Source organism: Streptomyces sp. NRRL B-24085, assembly GCF_001282115.1.
Lineage (GTDB): Bacteria > Actinomycetota > Actinomycetes > Streptomycetales > Streptomycetaceae > Streptomyces.
Window position 1 is genome coordinate 40,602 of record NZ_LJBR01000097.1, and the last position, 15,202, is coordinate 55,803.

Below are 15,202 nucleotides of genomic sequence, written 5' to 3' on the forward strand. Positions count from 1 at the left end.
GGTCCGCGGGTCTCGCGGTTTCATGGGGGAGGACGCATGACTCAGGTGGTCACCGAGACCATGGTGCGGGTCGAGGACATCCACAGGTCGTTCGGTGAAGGGGCCGCGGCGGTGCACGCGCTGCGCGGGGTCTCCTTCGAGGTGCCGCGCGGTGAACTCGTCGCCCTCAAGGGGCGTTCGGGCTCCGGGAAGACCACGCTCCTCAACATCGTCGGCGGGCTCGACCGGCCCGACCGGGGACGGGTCGAGCTCGACGGGGTCGACATCGCGGGGCTGGACGAGGACGGGCTGCTGGCCCTGCGCCGGGACCGTATCGGCTTCGTGTTCCAGTCCTTCGGGCTCATCCCGATCCTCACCGCGGCCGAGAACGTGGGCGTGCCGATGCGGCTGCGCCGGATGGACGCACGCGCGCGTGAGGAGCGCGTCGAGCTGCTGCTGGCCCTGGTCGGACTCGCGGACCACGCCGAGCAGCGGCCCGGCGAGCTCTCCGGGGGCCAGCAGCAGCGGGTCGCCATCGCCCGAGCGCTGGCCAACAACCCCGCCCTCCTCGTCGCCGACGAGCCGACCGGCCAACTGGACGCGGAGACGGGCCACGCGGTCATGGAGCTGCTGAGGGCCGTCGTACACAGCGAGAACGTCACGGCGCTGGTCGCCACGCACGACGCGACCCTGCTGGACCTGGCGGACCGGGTCCTGGAGTTGGGGGACGGGGAGATCGTGGGGGCGTGAGACGCCTTGCCCGAGGGGCCGGCTTCTGTGGGCGCGAGGGTGGCGGTTGCGGGCCGGGAGGGCTGCGGAGCGGTTCCGGTGCGTGGGGGGCCGCTTACCGGGTACGGGTTGCCGCCTGGCTGTGGGCGCCGGTCGTGGCCGTGGCGCCGGGGACGGGGCGCCCGGCGGGACGTGTAGGGAACCGGGGGCTGTCGGTCCTCGCTTCGCGTCCTACGGTCCGACTGGACTGCGGAAGGTGCTCCGGTGCGTTCGGGGCGGCGGGCCGCCGCATGGCTGCGGCAGCGGTGCTCGCCGACCGTGGCCGTGGGGCCGGGGGGCGCGACTTTTTCCGGACGGGACATCGAGGCTGGCCAGCAGCCGTCACGGGCCGTCTCGCGACGCGCGAGGCGGGGGGCTTCCCGAGGGTGGGGAAGCGAGTCGCGGCCCGGGGTTCCGTCATGCGAGTGGGGCCGTGGAGCCCGTCGCAGGGACGCCGCCGCGGGGCTCAAGACGCCGGAATCTTGCTAAGACCTCGCGGCGCCCTCACGAGGGCGGGTGGGGCTGTTCGAGTCCGTTGTAGGGGTGCTGCCGCAGGACTCAAGGCCCCGGGCGCCCCCGCCGAGGCTGCGCGGTGCCCTCACGCCAGCGGGGAGGGCTGTCGAGCCCGTTGCCAGGCGGCGGCGTCGCCATGAGCCCCGAACCGCCCAGGGTCTGTCACGAGATCCCCGTCGTGTCCCACGAGAACGGGCGGGCTGTGCAGCCTGTTGCTGGGCGGCCGACGTCACCTCAGGCTGGTGCGCCTGGCGCCTTGCCGAGGCCCCGGCGGCCGCACGGCAATGGGCGGGACAGTCGAGCCCGTTGCCGGGCTGGGGACGCCATGGGCGGCGAGGGCCTGGCGTCTCCCCGAGATCCCCGTCGTACCTCCATGAGGGCGCAGGGCTGTCGAGCCCTTCGCCGGGGGGCAGCGTCGCCATGGGCCCGACGTGTCCAGCGGCTCCTTGTGGGCTCCGTCGTGCCCTCACGGCGGAAGGACAGGCTGCTGCCTTCACTGGCGCTTGATGCGTCCGGTGCCCCGAGATCCCCGCCGCCCCCCCGTCAGGGTTACGTCAAAGACCGCTCGTGGAGTCCCTTCCGGAGGCCCCCGTGGTGTCGGCGGTCGTAAGGTCGTCGCTGGGCAGGTGGTGGTGACCGGAAGACGATGGGGACATGGGACGCGGCAGGCTTCGGATCTTTCTCGGTGCGGCGCCGGGCGTCGGGAAGACGTACGCGATGCTGGCCGAGGCGCACCGCAGGAGCGAGCGGGGCACCGACTGTGTCGTGGGCTTCGTGGAGCATCACGGGCGGCCGCGGACCGAGGCGATGCTGCACGGGCTGGAGCAGGTGACGCGCCGGGAGGCCGGTGTCGTCACCGAGATGGACGTGGACGCCGTCCTGCGCCGCGCCCCCGCCGTGGCCCTGGTGGACGAACTCGCCCACACCAACACCCCCGGCTCGCGCAACGCCAAGCGCTGGCAGGACGTGGAGGAACTGCTCGCGGCCGGGATCGACGTGGTCTCGACGGTGAACATCCAGGACCTGGAGTCGCTCGGTGACGTGGTCGAGTCGATCACCGGGGTGCGGCAGCGCGAGACCGTGCCCGACGAGGTCGTACGGCGGGCCGACCAGATCGAGCTTGTCGACATGTCGCCCCAGGCGCTCAGAAGGCGGATGGCGCACGGCAACATCCACCAGCCCGACAAGGTCGACGCGGCCCTCTCCAACTACTTCCGGCCCGGCAACCTCACCGCCCTGCGGGAGCTCGCGCTGCTGTGGGTGGCCGACCGGGTCGACGAGTACCTCAAGCAGTACCGCAGTGAGCACCAGGTCTCGACGATCTGGGGGTCCAGGGAGCGGATCGTCGTCGGGCTGACCGGCGGCCCGGAGGGCCGGACGCTGATCAGGCGGGCCGCGCGCCTCGCCGAGAAGGGGGCCGGCGGCGAGGTGCTCGCCGTCTACATAGCCCGCAGCGACGGCCTGACCTCCGCCTCGCCCAAGGAACTCACCGTGCAGAGGACCCTCGTCGAGGATCTTGGCGGAACCTTTCACCATGTGGTCGGCGACGACATACCGGCCGCGTTGCTCGACTTCGCGCGCGGTGTCAACGCCACCCAGATCGTCCTCGGCTCCTCCCGCCGCAAGACCTGGCAGTACGTCTTCGGACCCGGCGTGGGCGCGACCGTGGCCCGCGAGTCCGGACCCGACCTGGATGTGCACATCGTCACCCACGAGGAGGTCGCCAAGGGGCGCGGACTGCCCGTCGCCCGCGGCGCGCGGCTGGGGCGGACCCGGATCCTGTGGGGCTGGCTGGTGGGACTGGCCGGCCCGGTGCTCCTGACGGCACTCCTCACCACCGTCGACCTCGGCCTCGCCAACGACATGCTGCTGTTCCTGGCGGTCGTGGTCGCCGCGGCCTTGCTCGGCGGCCTCTTCCCCGCGCTCGCCTCGGCGGCGGCCGGCTCGCTGCTGCTGAACTACTTCTACGCACCGCCCCTGCACCGCTGGACCATCGCCGACCCGAAGAACATCGTCGCCATCGTGATCTTCGTGGGCGTCGGCATCTCGGTCGCCTCCGTCGTCGACCTGGCCGCCAGGCGGACCCATCAGGCCGCCCGGCTGCGCGCCGAGGCGGAGATCCTGTCCTTCCTCGCCGGCAACGTGCTGCGCGGCGAGACCGGCCTGGAGGAGCTCCTGGAGCGGGTGCGCGAGACCTTCGGCATGGAGTCGGCGGCCCTGCTGGAACGGGCGGGCGGAGCCGAGCCGTGGACCTGCGCCGGCCGTGCGGGACTCGGGCCGCCCGTGGAGCGGCCGGAGGACGCCGACGTCGACATGCCGGTGGGGGACCACATGGCGCTTGCGCTCACTGGCCGGGTGCTGCCCGCCGAGGACCGCCGGGTGCTCGCCGCCTTCGCCGCCCAGGCCGCCGTCGTCCTGGACCGCAGCAGGCTCCAGGAGGAGGCCGACCGGGCCCGCACCCTGGCCGAGGGCAACCGCATCCGTACGGCGCTCCTGGCGGCCGTCTCGCACGACCTGCGGACCCCGCTCGCCGGGATCAAGGCGGCCGTCTCCTCGCTCAGGTCCGACGACGTGGCGTGGTCGGAAGAGGACCGGGCGGAGCTCCTGGAGGGCATCGAGGAGGGCGCCGACCGGCTGGACCACCTGGTGGGCAACCTGCTCGACATGTCCCGCCTCCAGACCGGCACGGTCACCGCGATCATCCGGGAGATCGACCTCGACGAGGTGGTGCCGATGGCGCTCGGCGGGGTGCCCGACGGCAGCGTGGACCTGGACGTCCCGGAGACCCTGCCGATGGTCGCCGTCGACCCGGGACTGCTGGAGCGGTCGGTGGCCAACCTGGTCGAGAACGCCGTCAAGTACAGCCCGCCCGGCGCCCCCGTCCGGGTCTCCGCCAGTGCCATCGCCGACCGCGTCGAGGTACGGGTCGTCGACCGCGGCCCCGGCGTCCCCGACGAGGCCAAGGAGCGCATCTTCGCGCCCTTCCAGCGCTACGGCGACGCCCCGCGCGGCGCCGGTGTCGGACTCGGGCTCGCCGTGGCCCGGGGTTTCGCGGAGGCCATGAACGGCACCCTCAACGCGGAGGACACGCCCGGGGGCGGCCTCACCATGGTGCTGACGCTCCGAGCGGCACACACGCGTGCGGAGCTCCCCGCCGACCCCGCCGCAGCGGCAGAACCCGAGAGGCAGGCCACATGACCAGGGTGTTGGTCGTCGACGACGAGCCGCAGATCGTGCGCGCCCTCGTGATCAACCTCAAGGCGCGCGAGTACGAGGTCGACGCGGCGCACGACGGCGCCACCGCACTCGAGCTCGCCGCCTCCCGCCACCCCGACGTGGTCGTCCTCGACCTCGGCCTGCCCGACATGGACGGCGTCGAGGTGATCAGGGAGCTGCGCGGCTGGACCAGGGTGCCGATCCTCGTGCTGTCCGCCCGTCACTCCTCCGACGAGAAGGTCGAGGCGCTGGACGCGGGCGCCGACGACTACGTCACCAAGCCCTTCGGCATCGACGAGCTGCTCGCCCGGCTGCGGGCCGCCGTGCGGCGCGCCGAGCCCGCGGGAGGCGACGAGGAGGACGTCCTGGTGGAGACCGGCGAGTTCACCGTCGACCTGGCCGCGAAGAAGGTCCGCAGGCACGACAGGGACGTTCGTCTCACCCCCACCGAGTGGCACCTGCTGGAGGTGCTGGTCCGCAACAGCGGCCGGCTCGTCGGCCAGCGGCAGCTCCTCCAGGAGGTCTGGGGGCCGTCGTACGGGACGGAGACGAACTACCTGCGGGTCTACATGGCCCAGCTCCGGCGGAAGCTGGAGGCGGACCCCTCGCATCCCAAGCACTTCGTCACGGAACCGGGCCGGGGATACCGGTTCGAACGCTAGTGCTGCGGGTACAACGCTGTCGGCGCACCCCGGTACGCTTTCGGATATGAGTGCTGTTCCCCGTTCCGAGAAGCCGGTGGGCCGGTTCCGGCGCATGCTCGACCGGCTGTCCTCGTCGCAGGAGGACCTGGAGTCCGAGGAGCTGCGGGAGGACACCGCGACCGCAGGCTGCACCCGGATCGGTGACTGCCACGACCGTCAGATCGTGACCGTTACTGGTACCTTGCGCACGGTCACCCTGCGTCCGCGTGCGGGCGTCCCGGCCCTGGAGGCCGAGCTGTTCGACGGCTCCGCCGCCCTCGACGTGGTGTGGCTCGGCCGGCGCTCCATCGTCGGGATAGAACCGGGGCGCAAGCTGATCGCCTCCGGGCGGATCTCGATGAGCCGGGGCCGCCGGGTGCTGTTCAATCCCAAATACGAACTCCGACCCCTCGGACGGGAGTAGCCGGTGACGTCTCTCGACAAGCCGACCGAAGACACTCAGGCCGACGACGCACGGGCGGTGACCGAGGCCGCCCTGTTCGAGGCGTTCGGCGGCGTCCGGGGCATGGTCGAGACGGTACTGCCGGGCCTGCTCTTCGTCACGATCTTCACGATCAACAAGGACCTGCACCTGTCGGCGATCGCCGCGCTCGCGGTGTCGCTGCTGCTGGTCGTGGTCCGCCTGGTCATGCGGGACACCGTCAAGCACGCCTTCAGCGGGGTCTTCGGCGTCGCCTTCGGTGTCGTCTTCGCGATGATGACGGGCAACGCCAAGAACTTCTACCTGCCCGGCATGCTCTACACCCTGGGCCTGGGCCTTGCGTACGTCGTCACCACGCTCGCGGGCGTGCCGCTGATGGGGCTCATCCTCGGCCCGGTCTTCAAGGAGAACCTCTCCTGGCGGACCCGCAACCCCGGCCGCAAGAAGGCGTACGCCAAGGCCAGTTACGCCTGGGGCGGCATCCTGCTCGCCAAGTGCGCGATCCTCTTCCCGCTGTACTGGTGGGCCGACACCGCGCAGCTCGGCTGGGTCCTGGTCGCCCTGAAGATCCCGCCGTTCCTGCTGGCCGTATGGCTGACCTGGGTCTTCCTCGCCAAGGCGCCCGCTCCGATCGACGTGTTCGCGGAGATGGAGGCCGAGGAGAAGGCCGAAGAGGAGCGCAGGGCGGCGCAGGCCGCGGAGCACGGGGACACCGAGGCCGCGGGCGGACGGCACCGGCGCGAGGCCTAGACCGCTCCACGACGACCGGCTAGGAGGCTTCCTCCCGGCGTACCGACAGCAGGTCCTCGAGCTGTTCCTCGCGGGCCTGGGCGGCCACGAAGAGGAGCTCGTCGCCCGCCTCCAGGGAGTCCTCCTGGGACGGGGTGAGGACCCGGGTGCCGCGGATGATGGTGACCAGGGAGGTGTCCTCGGGCCACTCCACGTCGCCCACCGTGGTGCCGGCCAGCGCCGACTCCTCGGGCAGGGTCAGCTCCACGAGGTTCGCGTCGCCGTGGCTGAAGCGGAGCAGGCGGACCAGGTCGCCGACGCTGACCGCCTCCTCGACCAGGGCGGACATCAGGCGCGGGGTGGAGACGGCGACGTCCACGCCCCAGGACTCGTTGAACAGCCACTCGTTCTTCGGGTTGTTCACCCGGGCGACGACCCGCGGGACGCCGTACTCCGTCTTCGCCAGCAGGGAGACGACCAGGTTGACCTTGTCGTCGCCGGTCGCGGCGATCACGACGTTGCAGCGCTGGAGCGCGGCCTCGTCCAGGGAGGTGATCTCGCAGGCGTCGGCGAGCAGCCACTCCGCCTGCGGGACGCGCTCGACCGAGATGGCGGTCGGCGCCTTGTCGACGAGAAGGACCTCGTGGCCGTTCTCCAGCAGTTCGCCCGCGATCGAGCGGCCGACCGCACCGGCACCGGCAATGGCGACCCTCATCAGTGACCGCCCTCCTCTTCGGGACCCTTGGCGAAGGACGCCTCGACCTTGTCGACCTCGTCGGTGCGCATCATCACGTGCACCAGGTCACCCTCCTGCAGCACCGTCTGCGAGGTGGGCAGGATCGCCTCGCCGAGGCGGGTCAGGAACGCCACCCGGACGCCCGTCTCCTCCTGCATCCTGCTGATCTTGTGGCCGACCCAGGCGGACGAGGCGTGCACCTCGGCCAACTGGACGCCACCGGTGGGATCGCGCCACAACGGCTCCGCCCCCGAGGGCAGCAGCCGGCGCAGCATCTGGTCCGCCGTCCAGCGGACCGTGGCCACCGTCGGGATGCCGAGGCGCTGGTAGACCTCGGCACGCCGGGGGTCGTAGATGCGGGCCGCGACGTTCTCGATGCCGAACATCTCGCGGGCCACACGCGCGGCGATGATGTTGGAGTTGTCGCCGCTGGAGACCGCGGCGAAGGCGCCGGCCTCCTCGATGCCCGCCTCACGCAGGGTGTCCTGGTCGAAGCCGACTCCGGTGACACGACGACCGCCGAAACCGGAGCCCAGTCGTCGGAAGGCGGTGGGGTCCTGGTCGATCACGGCGACCGTGTGCCCCTGTTGCTCCAGGGTCTGGGCGAGAGCGGAACCCACTCTCCCGCAGCCCATGATGACGATGTGCACGACCGTCCTTCCGGTGTCAATAGTTACTGCTCAGCCACATCAGGGTCTCAGACCGACGCCCAAGCTACACACGCGCGGTAGGACGACGGCACCCCTGTGCACGGTTGCCCGTGACTTCGTTCCGATCACCGGCGGCTGATGCTGCGGACGCTCGCGAGAGTCAGGAATCCGAGGCCGACGAGGGTGGCTGCGGCGCCGATCAGCTCTGCGGTCGTGTGCACGGAACCTCCGGAGGCGGTAAGGGGGCGGGGTCTTGTCATATAGGCATGCGCATCCGGTGCCCCACGGAATCCGTAGCCGGGCGGCCGCCGATTTCACCCGGAGAGCAGATGCGGGGTGCCGGGTGGTTGCCCGCCCGTTCGAACGCTTACGCTTCTCTGTTGTGTCCAAACTGACCGACGTGCCCAAACGGATCCTGATCGGGCGCGCACTGCGCAGTGATCGGCTCGGGGAAACGCTCCTGCCGAAGCGCATCGCCCTTCCCGTGTTCGCCTCCGACCCGCTGTCCTCCGTGGCGTACGCGCCCGGTGAGGTGCTGCTGGTCCTGTCCATCGCGGGCGTGTCGGCGTACCACTTCAGCCCCTGGATCGCCGTCGCGGTCGTCGTGCTGATGTTCACGGTGGTCGCCTCCTACCGGCAGAACGTGCACGCGTACCCGAGCGGCGGCGGCGACTACGAGGTGGCCAACACCAACCTCGGTCCCAAGGCCGGGCTCACGGTCGCCAGCGCCCTGCTCGTGGACTACGTCCTCACGGTCGCCGTCTCCATCGCCTCCGGCATCGAGAACCTCGGCTCGGCGATCCCCTTCGTGGTCGAGCACAAGGTGTTCTGCGCGATCGGCGTGATCGTCCTGCTGACCCTGATGAACCTGCGCGGGGTCAAGGAGTCCGGCTCGCTCTTCGCGATCCCGACCTACGTCTTCGTCGCGGGCGTCTTCGTCATGATCGCGTGGGGTTCGTTCCGCGGCCTGGTGCTCGACGACACCATGCGGGCGCCGACGGCGGACTACCACATCAAGGCCGAACACCAGGGTCTGGCCGGTTTCGCCCTGGTCTTCCTGATGCTGCGGGCGTTCTCCTCCGGCTGTGCCGCGCTCACCGGCGTCGAGGCGATCTCCAACGGCGTGCCCGCCTTCCGCAAGCCCAAGTCGAAGAACGCGGCGACCACGCTCGCGGCGATGGGCCTGCTGGCGGTCACCATGTTCTGCGGGATCATCGCGCTGGCCATGGCCACCAAGGTCCGCATGGCCGAGAACCCGGCCGTCGACCTGATCCACAACGGCGTCGCCGTCGGCTCCGACTACGTCCAGAACCCGGTGATCTCCCAGGTCGCCGAGGCCGTCTTCGGCAAGGGCAGCTTCCTGTTCATCGTGCTCGCCGCGGCCACCGCGCTGGTGCTGTTCCTCGCCGCGAACACCGCGTACAACGGCTTCCCGCTGCTGGGCTCGATCCTCGCCCAGGACCGCTACCTCCCGCGCCAGCTCCACACCCGCGGCGACCGCCTCGCCTTCTCCAACGGCATCGTGCTGCTGGCGGGCGCGGCCGGACTCCTGGTGTGGATCTACGGCGCCGACTCGACCCGGCTGATCCAGCTCTACATCGTCGGCGTGTTCGTGTCGTTCACGCTCAGCCAGACCGGCATGGTCCGGCACTGGAACCGCCACCTGGCCACCGAGAAGGACGCCGCCAAGCGCAGCCACATGATCCGCTCCCGCGCGATCAACGCCTTCGGCGCCTTCTTCACCGGACTCGTCCTGGTCGTCGTGCTGGTCACCAAGTTCACCCACGGCGCCTGGGTGGCCCTGCTCGGCATGTGCATCTTCTACGCGACGATGACGGCGATCCGGAAGCACTACGACCGGGTGGCCGAGGAGATCGCGGCGCCCGAGGGCCCGAGCGACGACAGCCTGCGGCCGTCCCGCGTCCACTCCGTCGTCCTGATCTCCAAGATCCACCGCCCGGCGCTGCGGGCACTGGCGTACGCCAAGCTGATGCGCTCGGACTCCCTGGAGGCCCTGAGCGTCAACGTGGACCCGGCCGAGACCAAGGCGCTGCGCGCCGAGTGGGAGCGGCGCGGGATCGACGTACCGCTGAAGGTGCTGGACTCGCCGTACCGCGAGATCACCCGGCCGATCATCGAGTACGTGAAGGGGCTGCGGAAGGAGTCGCCGCGGGACGCGGTGGCCGTGATCATCCCCGAGTACGTGGTCGGCCACTGGTACGAGCACCTGCTGCACAACCAGAGCGCGCTCCGGCTCAAGGGCCGTCTGCTGTTCACGCCGGGGGTCATGGTGACCTCGGTGCCGTACCAGCTCCAGTCCTCGGAGGCGGCGAAGCTCCGGGCCAAGCGGCGGCAGGAGTGGAACGCGCCGGGTGCGGTGCGCCGTGGTCCGGCCGAGCGGGCGAAGGAGCCGTCGGCGCCGAAGTAGACTGGTGGGCTGTTGTCCTGGCGGGTCGTCGTCCCGCCTCTTCCCTTGACGTTGTGGAGTCACCCCGCCATGCAGGCAGAACCGAAGAAATCGCTGGTGGGGCTGGAGTTCGAGGTCGAGGTCGGCCCCGTCGCCCACGGCGGGCACTGCATCGCCCGCACGGACGACGGCCAGGTGCTGTTCGTCCGGCACACGCTGCCCGGCGAGCGGGTCGTGGCCCGGGTCACCGAGGGCGAGGAGGGCGCGCGGTTCCTGCGCGCGGACGCGGTGACGGTCCTGGAGGCGTCCAAGGACCGCATCGAGGCGCCCTGCCCCTACGCCGGGCCCGGCCGCTGCGGCGGCTGCGACTGGCAGCACGCGAAGCCGGGGGCCCAGCGGCGTCTCAAGGGCGAGGTCGTCGCCGAGCAGCTCAAGCGGCTCGCCGGTCTCACGCCCGAGGAGGCCGGCTGGGACGGCACGGTGATGCCGGCCGAGGGCGACAAGCTGCCGGCCGGCGAGGTGCCCGCCTGGCGCACCCGCGTGCAGTACGCGGTGGACGCCGACGGCAACGCCGGTCTGCGCCGCCACCGTTCGCACGAGGTCGAGCCGATCGAGCACTGCATGATCGCCGCGCCGGGCGTCAGCGAACTCGGCATCGAGGAGCGCGACTGGTCCGGGATGGCGTCCGTGGAGGCGATCGCGGCCACCGGCTCCCAGGACCGCATGGTCATCCTGGAGCCCCGCCCCGGCGCCCGCCTTCCCCTGGTCGAACTCGACAAGCCCGTCTCCGTGATGCGGGTCGAGGAGAAGGACGGCGGCATCCACCGCGTCCACGGCCGTGCGTTCGTGCGCGAGCGCGCCGACGGCCGCACCCACCGGGTGGGCAGCGGCGGCTTCTGGCAGGTCCACCCGCAGGCCGCCGACACCCTGGTCAAGGCGGTCATGCAGGGTCTGCTGCCGCGCAAGGGCGAGATGGCGCTCGACTTGTACTGCGGTGTCGGACTGTTCGCGGGGGCGCTGGCCGACCGTCTCGGCGACAAGGGCGCCGTCCTCGGCATCGAGTCCGGCAAGCGCGCGGTCGAGGACGCCCGGCACAACCTCGCCGCCTTCGACCGGGTCCGCATCGAGCAGGGCAAGGTCGAGAGCGTTCTGCCGCGCACCGGCATCACCGAGGTCGACCTCATCGTGCTCGACCCGCCGCGCGCGGGGGCGGGCCGCAAGACCGTGCAGCACCTGTCGTCCCTGGGCGCCCGGCGCATCGCGTACGTCGCCTGCGACCCGGCGGCGCTGGCGCGGGACCTGGGGTACTTCCGGGACGGGGGGTACCGGGTGCGGACGCTTCGGGTGTTCGACCTCTTCCCGATGACGCATCACATGGAGTGCGTGGCGATCCTGGAGCCCGCCGCGAAGGGGATCTGACCCATCGGCAACGGATCGCGGAAGACCCCGGCTCATGAGACGGCCGGGGTCTTCCGCTGTGCGAAGCCGCCGGCTCGGCTCAGTCGGCGGCGAGCAGGTGGGCGGGGGCGATCCGGGACAGCCCCCGGATCGGCACCGTCAGAGCCGCCACCACCAGGGCGGTCGCCGCGAGCGTGGCCAGCAGCGCGGCGCCGGCGACCGGGAACAGGTGTCCGTGCAGCACGCCCCGGCCGAGGGTCAGGACCCCGGCCAGACCGATCACGGCACCTGACAGGCCGCCCAGCAGAGCCAGCCCGATTCCCTCGTAGAGGGTCAGCTTCGCCAGCTCGCGGTTGGTCCAGCCGGTCGCCCGCAGCACCGCGAGATCGGCGGCCCGTTCGCGCTGCGAGATGACCAGGACGTCGATGGCGCCGGCGGCGCCCAGCAGCAGGGAGAGGGCGACGCTGAGGTAGTCGGCCTCGCGCGCCTGCGCCACCACGGCACTGCCGAGCAGCGACCCGGCCACCTCGCCCCGGAAGGCCAGCGTCAGGGCGAGCAGCACCGTGAAGGCGGCCACTCCCAGCGCCAGCCCCGCCGCGCCCAGCAGTGTGCGGCCCCGCACCCGCAGCAGGTTGAGCATGGCCAGTCCGGCCACCGAACGCACCGGGTGCGGGCGGCGGGCCGCCGTCACCGGGGGCCGGACGGCTTCCATCGGTCCCAGCCGGGTGGCGAGCCAGGCGGGGATCAGCCCCGCCGCCGTGGCCAGGAGAAGCGCCACCGGGAGCACGAGGAGCGACTTGGCGCCGGCTTCGGGCTGGCCGAGCACCCGGCCCAGCACGTACGCGAGCACCGTGCCCACGGCCCCGGCGGCGAGGCCGATCAGCGCCAGTTCGGCGAGGACCAGGCGGAGCACTTCGCCACGACTCCAGCCGAGGCAGCGCAGCGTGCCGATCTCGGTGCGACGCGAGCGCACCGAGGCCAGCGCGGCCTGGCCGAGGAAGAGCGCGCACACGACGAGGACCAGCACGAAGAGCACCGCGCTCTTGGTGTCCACCGCCCGGAGGATGCGCAGTGCCACGCCCTTGGCGACCCAACGCTCCGTCACCTGTGCCGAGTCGGCCAGTGCCACCGTCTGCGGTGCGGGCGAGCTGCCGACGGTGACGTCGACCTGGAGCCGGGGGTAGGTGGCCCGTATCTTTCCGGCCACCGCGTTCACCCGCGCCCGGGAGGCGGTGTCGACGCCGGTCACTCCGGCCACCCGGATCCTGATCGCGCTGACCGGCGCCTTGTCCTGGAGGCTCGGGACCCGACGGCTCCTGGTGAGCGCGGTGATGGAGTCCATCGTCGTCAGCATGGTGGGCGGCGGGCTGACGTAGCCGCCCAGGTTGCGGTCGGGCTGCAACGGCTTGCCGTGCAGCTTCGCCCGGGTCGCGCTGTCCGCACCGGTGACCTGCGGGATCTGGTAGGTCTCCAGCGGGGTGTCGGACAGGGGTGAGAAGCCGGGCAGTCTGCCGGTGTCGTAGCGGCCGACCAGGCGGACGAAGGGATTGGGCAGGCGTCCGGAGTCTACGCCGTCGCACCTTCCCAGGCCGATGCAGTCCGTGGCGGCGTGACTGGTCACCTTCCGGTACTGGGTGCCCTGGTGGTTCTCCTCGGGGACGTTGGGGAACGGCTGCTGGTTCGAGTTGGTGATCCACAGGCTGGGCTTCTGCGGGGGCTGCGGCTGCGCGGCGAGGTCGCCGTCGGGGGTCCGGCGGTAGGTGACCGGGCCGACCGTCCAGTAGCTGCCGGTGTCGAACGAGTCCTCGGTCAGTGCCTTCCGGTAGCCCTTGCTCAGATCGACGCGGGTCGTGCCCACCGGGGTGCCGTGCAGGTTCCGGACGAAGCGGCCGGCTGCCGGGTTGCCCAGTTTCGAGGGCAGCTCGGCCGGGTCGCCGACGTCGAGCCGCTCGACCGTGGCGTCGAGCGTGCCGGTGGTCAGCGGGGCGTCGCTGAGCAGCGCGGGGATGTAGGTGTCGTGCCGGCCGTGGACGCTCTTGGCGCCCGACACCGTCCACGGCTTGTCCTGCTCGGTGAGCATCCGGCCCGAGGCGATGGTGCCGCCGAGGCCCACCAGCCGGTCCTCGGCCGCCGGGTCGATGGCGGACAGCAGTACGGGGTAACTGACCGGAACGTCGATCGTGGCCTTGTCCCGGCCGGACTGGCAGTTCATCCGCGAACTCAGGTCCGGGTCGAAGGGTGACTTGTCCCTGAGGTCCTCGGCGATGATGTTCGGCTTCAACGGCAGATCGAGGTTGAACTCGGTCTGCTCGGTCTTGTCCCAGTTGAAGTAGTAGCAGACGTCGTACTTCCCCTTGATCCGGTACCGCTGGGTGCTCTTTTCGGCCGCACCCGTCTCCAGGGTGTCGGACTCGAAGAGGCCGTCCGACTCCGACGCCGACGTCAGGGGGGAGCGGGTGAGGTAGACGTACTCGTCCGAGGTGCGGTAGCTGCCCAGTCCGGAGGTGAGCGTGGGGCGGATGCGCAGGATCTGCCGGGACGCCTTCCCGTCCAGGAAGCGGGACACGTCCACCGTGACGGTGCTCGCCACCATGAGATAGCCGATGTTGGCGACCGGGGCGGCCACGTCGATCCCGGCCATGCCGCGGATGCGCCGGTACTGGTCGACGGTGATGCCGCCGAACGTGCCGGACAGGAAGTTCGGCGTGACCAGACCGCTCCGCCGCTCCACGTCCGTCTGCGAGTCGGGCGGGCGTACCAGGACGTCGTACGCGGAGCGTGAGTTCTTCCGTACCGTGCCCACGGTGGTCGCCTGGCTCGTGCTCACCGTCGCGGTCAGCAGGGTGAAACTGGTCGCCGCCACCAGGATTCCGGCGGCCAGGGCCAGTGCGCGCCCGCGCCGCCGCCGCAGCTGGTCGAGGATCATCGTCATCACGGGCGCAGGCCCCCCAGCCGGTGCAGCACGTCGCCGGACGGCGTGATCCGCTGGTCCGAGGTGATCCTGCCGTCCTGCAACCGCACGACCCGGTCGCCGCCCGCGGCGACCTCGGCGTCGTGGGTGGCGATCAGCATCGTCATCCCGTAGCGCTCGCGCAGCGACATCAGCAGGTCGATGATCTCCCGCCCGATCACGCTGTCCAGGTTGCCCGTGGGCTCGTCGGCCAGTAACAGTCCCGGCCGGTTGATCAACGCCCGTGCCACGGCGACGCGTTGCTGCTGGCCGCCCGACAACTGCGAGGGGAGGGCGTCGGCCCGCCGGTTCAGGCCCACAGCCTCCAGCAGCTCCATGCCGCGCGCACGCCGGTCGAAGTCCACTCTGCGCGGCAGGACGGGGGCGAGCACATTGTCCAGCGCGGTCAGCGCGGGCAGCAGGTGGAAGCGCTGGAAGACGAAGCCGACACGCCGCCGGTGACGGTCCAGGTCCCGGGGTTTCAGTCGGGTGCCGTCGATCTCGACGTGTCCCTCGTCGGGCTGGTCCATGCCGCCCGTCACATGCAGGACGGTGGACTTGCCGGCGCCGGACGGCCCGGTCAGCATCACCACCTCGCCGGCGGCGACCTCCAGGTCGATCCCGTCCAGGGCGGTCAGGCCGGGATACCGGCGGCTCACCCCGCGCAACGCCACGCTCACAGCCATGTATGCAGCCTCGCCCTCATCACGCCGTACATCCCCGCCCCTGCA

At 71.4% G+C, this 15,202-nt stretch carries 11 protein-coding genes; 7 read left to right on the plus strand and 4 right to left on the minus strand.

The window, feature by feature from the left end; translation table 11 throughout:
* Window positions 1–36: 36 nt before the first annotated feature.
* From AOJ26_RS13520 to AOJ26_RS13540, 5 genes are all read left to right on the plus strand, one after another.
* The gene (locus AOJ26_RS13520; protein WP_053848502.1) at window positions 37–729 is read left to right on the plus strand and encodes an ABC transporter ATP-binding protein; all 693 of its coding nucleotides are present in this window, start codon (window positions 37–39) and stop codon (window positions 727–729) included.
* Between the two features lie 1,185 nt (window positions 730–1,914).
* Window positions 1,915–4,458, plus strand: a complete 2,544-nt coding sequence (locus tag AOJ26_RS13525) for an ATP-binding protein (RefSeq protein ID WP_053848503.1) — start codon at window positions 1,915–1,917, stop codon at window positions 4,456–4,458.
* The gene (locus AOJ26_RS13530) at window positions 4,455–5,138 is read left to right on the plus strand and encodes a response regulator (protein ID WP_053848504.1); all 684 of its coding nucleotides are present in this window, start codon (window positions 4,455–4,457) and stop codon (window positions 5,136–5,138) included. The genes AOJ26_RS13525 and AOJ26_RS13530 overlap by 4 nt, the downstream gene beginning before the upstream one ends.
* Before the next feature lie 46 nt (window positions 5,139–5,184).
* Window positions 5,185–5,583 (plus strand): OB-fold nucleic acid binding domain-containing protein, encoded by a 399-nt coding sequence (locus AOJ26_RS13535; protein ID WP_053848505.1) that lies wholly within the window; start codon window positions 5,185–5,187, stop codon window positions 5,581–5,583.
* A 3-nt stretch (window positions 5,584–5,586) separates the two neighbouring features.
* Entirely contained in the window at window positions 5,587–6,351 is a 765-nt protein-coding gene (locus AOJ26_RS13540; protein ID WP_053848506.1) for a DUF3159 domain-containing protein, read from the plus strand.
* A 19-nt stretch (window positions 6,352–6,370) separates the two neighbouring features.
* Here AOJ26_RS13540 and AOJ26_RS13545 read toward each other — a convergent pair whose 3' ends face one another.
* Window positions 6,371–7,045: a potassium channel family protein gene (locus AOJ26_RS13545; protein ID WP_053848507.1), complete on the minus strand. Its 675-nt coding sequence runs from the start codon at window positions 7,043–7,045 to the stop codon at window positions 6,371–6,373.
* Window positions 7,045–7,716, minus strand: coding sequence for a potassium channel family protein (locus AOJ26_RS13550; RefSeq protein ID WP_053848508.1), 672 nt, complete (start codon window positions 7,714–7,716; stop codon window positions 7,045–7,047). Before AOJ26_RS13550 ends, AOJ26_RS13545 begins: the two co-directional genes overlap by 1 nt.
* A gap of 382 nt (window positions 7,717–8,098) precedes the next feature.
* Here AOJ26_RS13550 and AOJ26_RS13555 point away from each other — a divergent pair, with 382 nt between their 5' ends.
* Together AOJ26_RS13555 and AOJ26_RS13560 are read left to right on the plus strand one after the other, a co-directional pair.
* A complete protein-coding gene (locus AOJ26_RS13555; RefSeq protein ID WP_053848509.1) occupies window positions 8,099–10,144 on the plus strand; it encodes an APC family permease in 2,046 nt (681 codons plus the stop codon).
* Between the two features lie 69 nt (window positions 10,145–10,213).
* Window positions 10,214–11,542, plus strand: a complete 1,329-nt coding sequence (locus AOJ26_RS13560; RefSeq protein WP_053848510.1) for a class I SAM-dependent RNA methyltransferase — start codon at window positions 10,214–10,216, stop codon at window positions 11,540–11,542.
* Between the two features lie 79 nt (window positions 11,543–11,621).
* Here AOJ26_RS13560 and AOJ26_RS13565 read toward each other — a convergent pair whose 3' ends face one another.
* Together AOJ26_RS13565 and AOJ26_RS13570 are read right to left on the minus strand one after the other, a co-directional pair.
* Window positions 11,622–14,453: an ABC transporter permease gene (locus tag AOJ26_RS13565; RefSeq protein ID WP_234358546.1), complete on the minus strand. Its 2,832-nt coding sequence runs from the start codon at window positions 14,451–14,453 to the stop codon at window positions 11,622–11,624.
* A complete protein-coding gene (locus AOJ26_RS13570) occupies window positions 14,453–15,157 on the minus strand; it encodes an ABC transporter ATP-binding protein (protein ID WP_053848511.1) in 705 nt (234 codons plus the stop codon). The genes AOJ26_RS13565 and AOJ26_RS13570 overlap by 1 nt, the downstream gene beginning before the upstream one ends.
* Between the last annotated feature and the right edge of the window lie 45 nt (window positions 15,158–15,202).

Coding starts and splice junctions, on each gene's coding strand:
- AOJ26_RS13530 (WP_053848504.1), top strand. CDS start 4,455: ATGACCAGGGTGTTGGTCGTCGACGACGAGCCGCAGATCGTGCGCGCC.
- AOJ26_RS13570 (WP_053848511.1), bottom strand. CDS start 15,157: ATGGCTGTGAGCGTGGCGTTGCGCGGGGTGAGCCGCCGGTATCCCGGC.
- AOJ26_RS13565 (WP_234358546.1), bottom strand. CDS start 14,453: ATGACGATGATCCTCGACCAGCTGCGGCGGCGGCGCGGGCGCGCACTG.
- AOJ26_RS13535 (WP_053848505.1), top strand. CDS start 5,185: ATGAGTGCTGTTCCCCGTTCCGAGAAGCCGGTGGGCCGGTTCCGGCGC.
- AOJ26_RS13560 (WP_053848510.1), top strand. CDS start 10,214: ATGCAGGCAGAACCGAAGAAATCGCTGGTGGGGCTGGAGTTCGAGGTC.
- AOJ26_RS13545 (WP_053848507.1), bottom strand. CDS start 7,045: ATGAGGGTCGCCATTGCCGGTGCCGGTGCGGTCGGCCGCTCGATCGCG.
- AOJ26_RS13520 (WP_053848502.1), top strand. CDS start 37: ATGACTCAGGTGGTCACCGAGACCATGGTGCGGGTCGAGGACATCCAC.
- AOJ26_RS13525 (WP_053848503.1), top strand. CDS start 1,915: ATGGGACGCGGCAGGCTTCGGATCTTTCTCGGTGCGGCGCCGGGCGTC.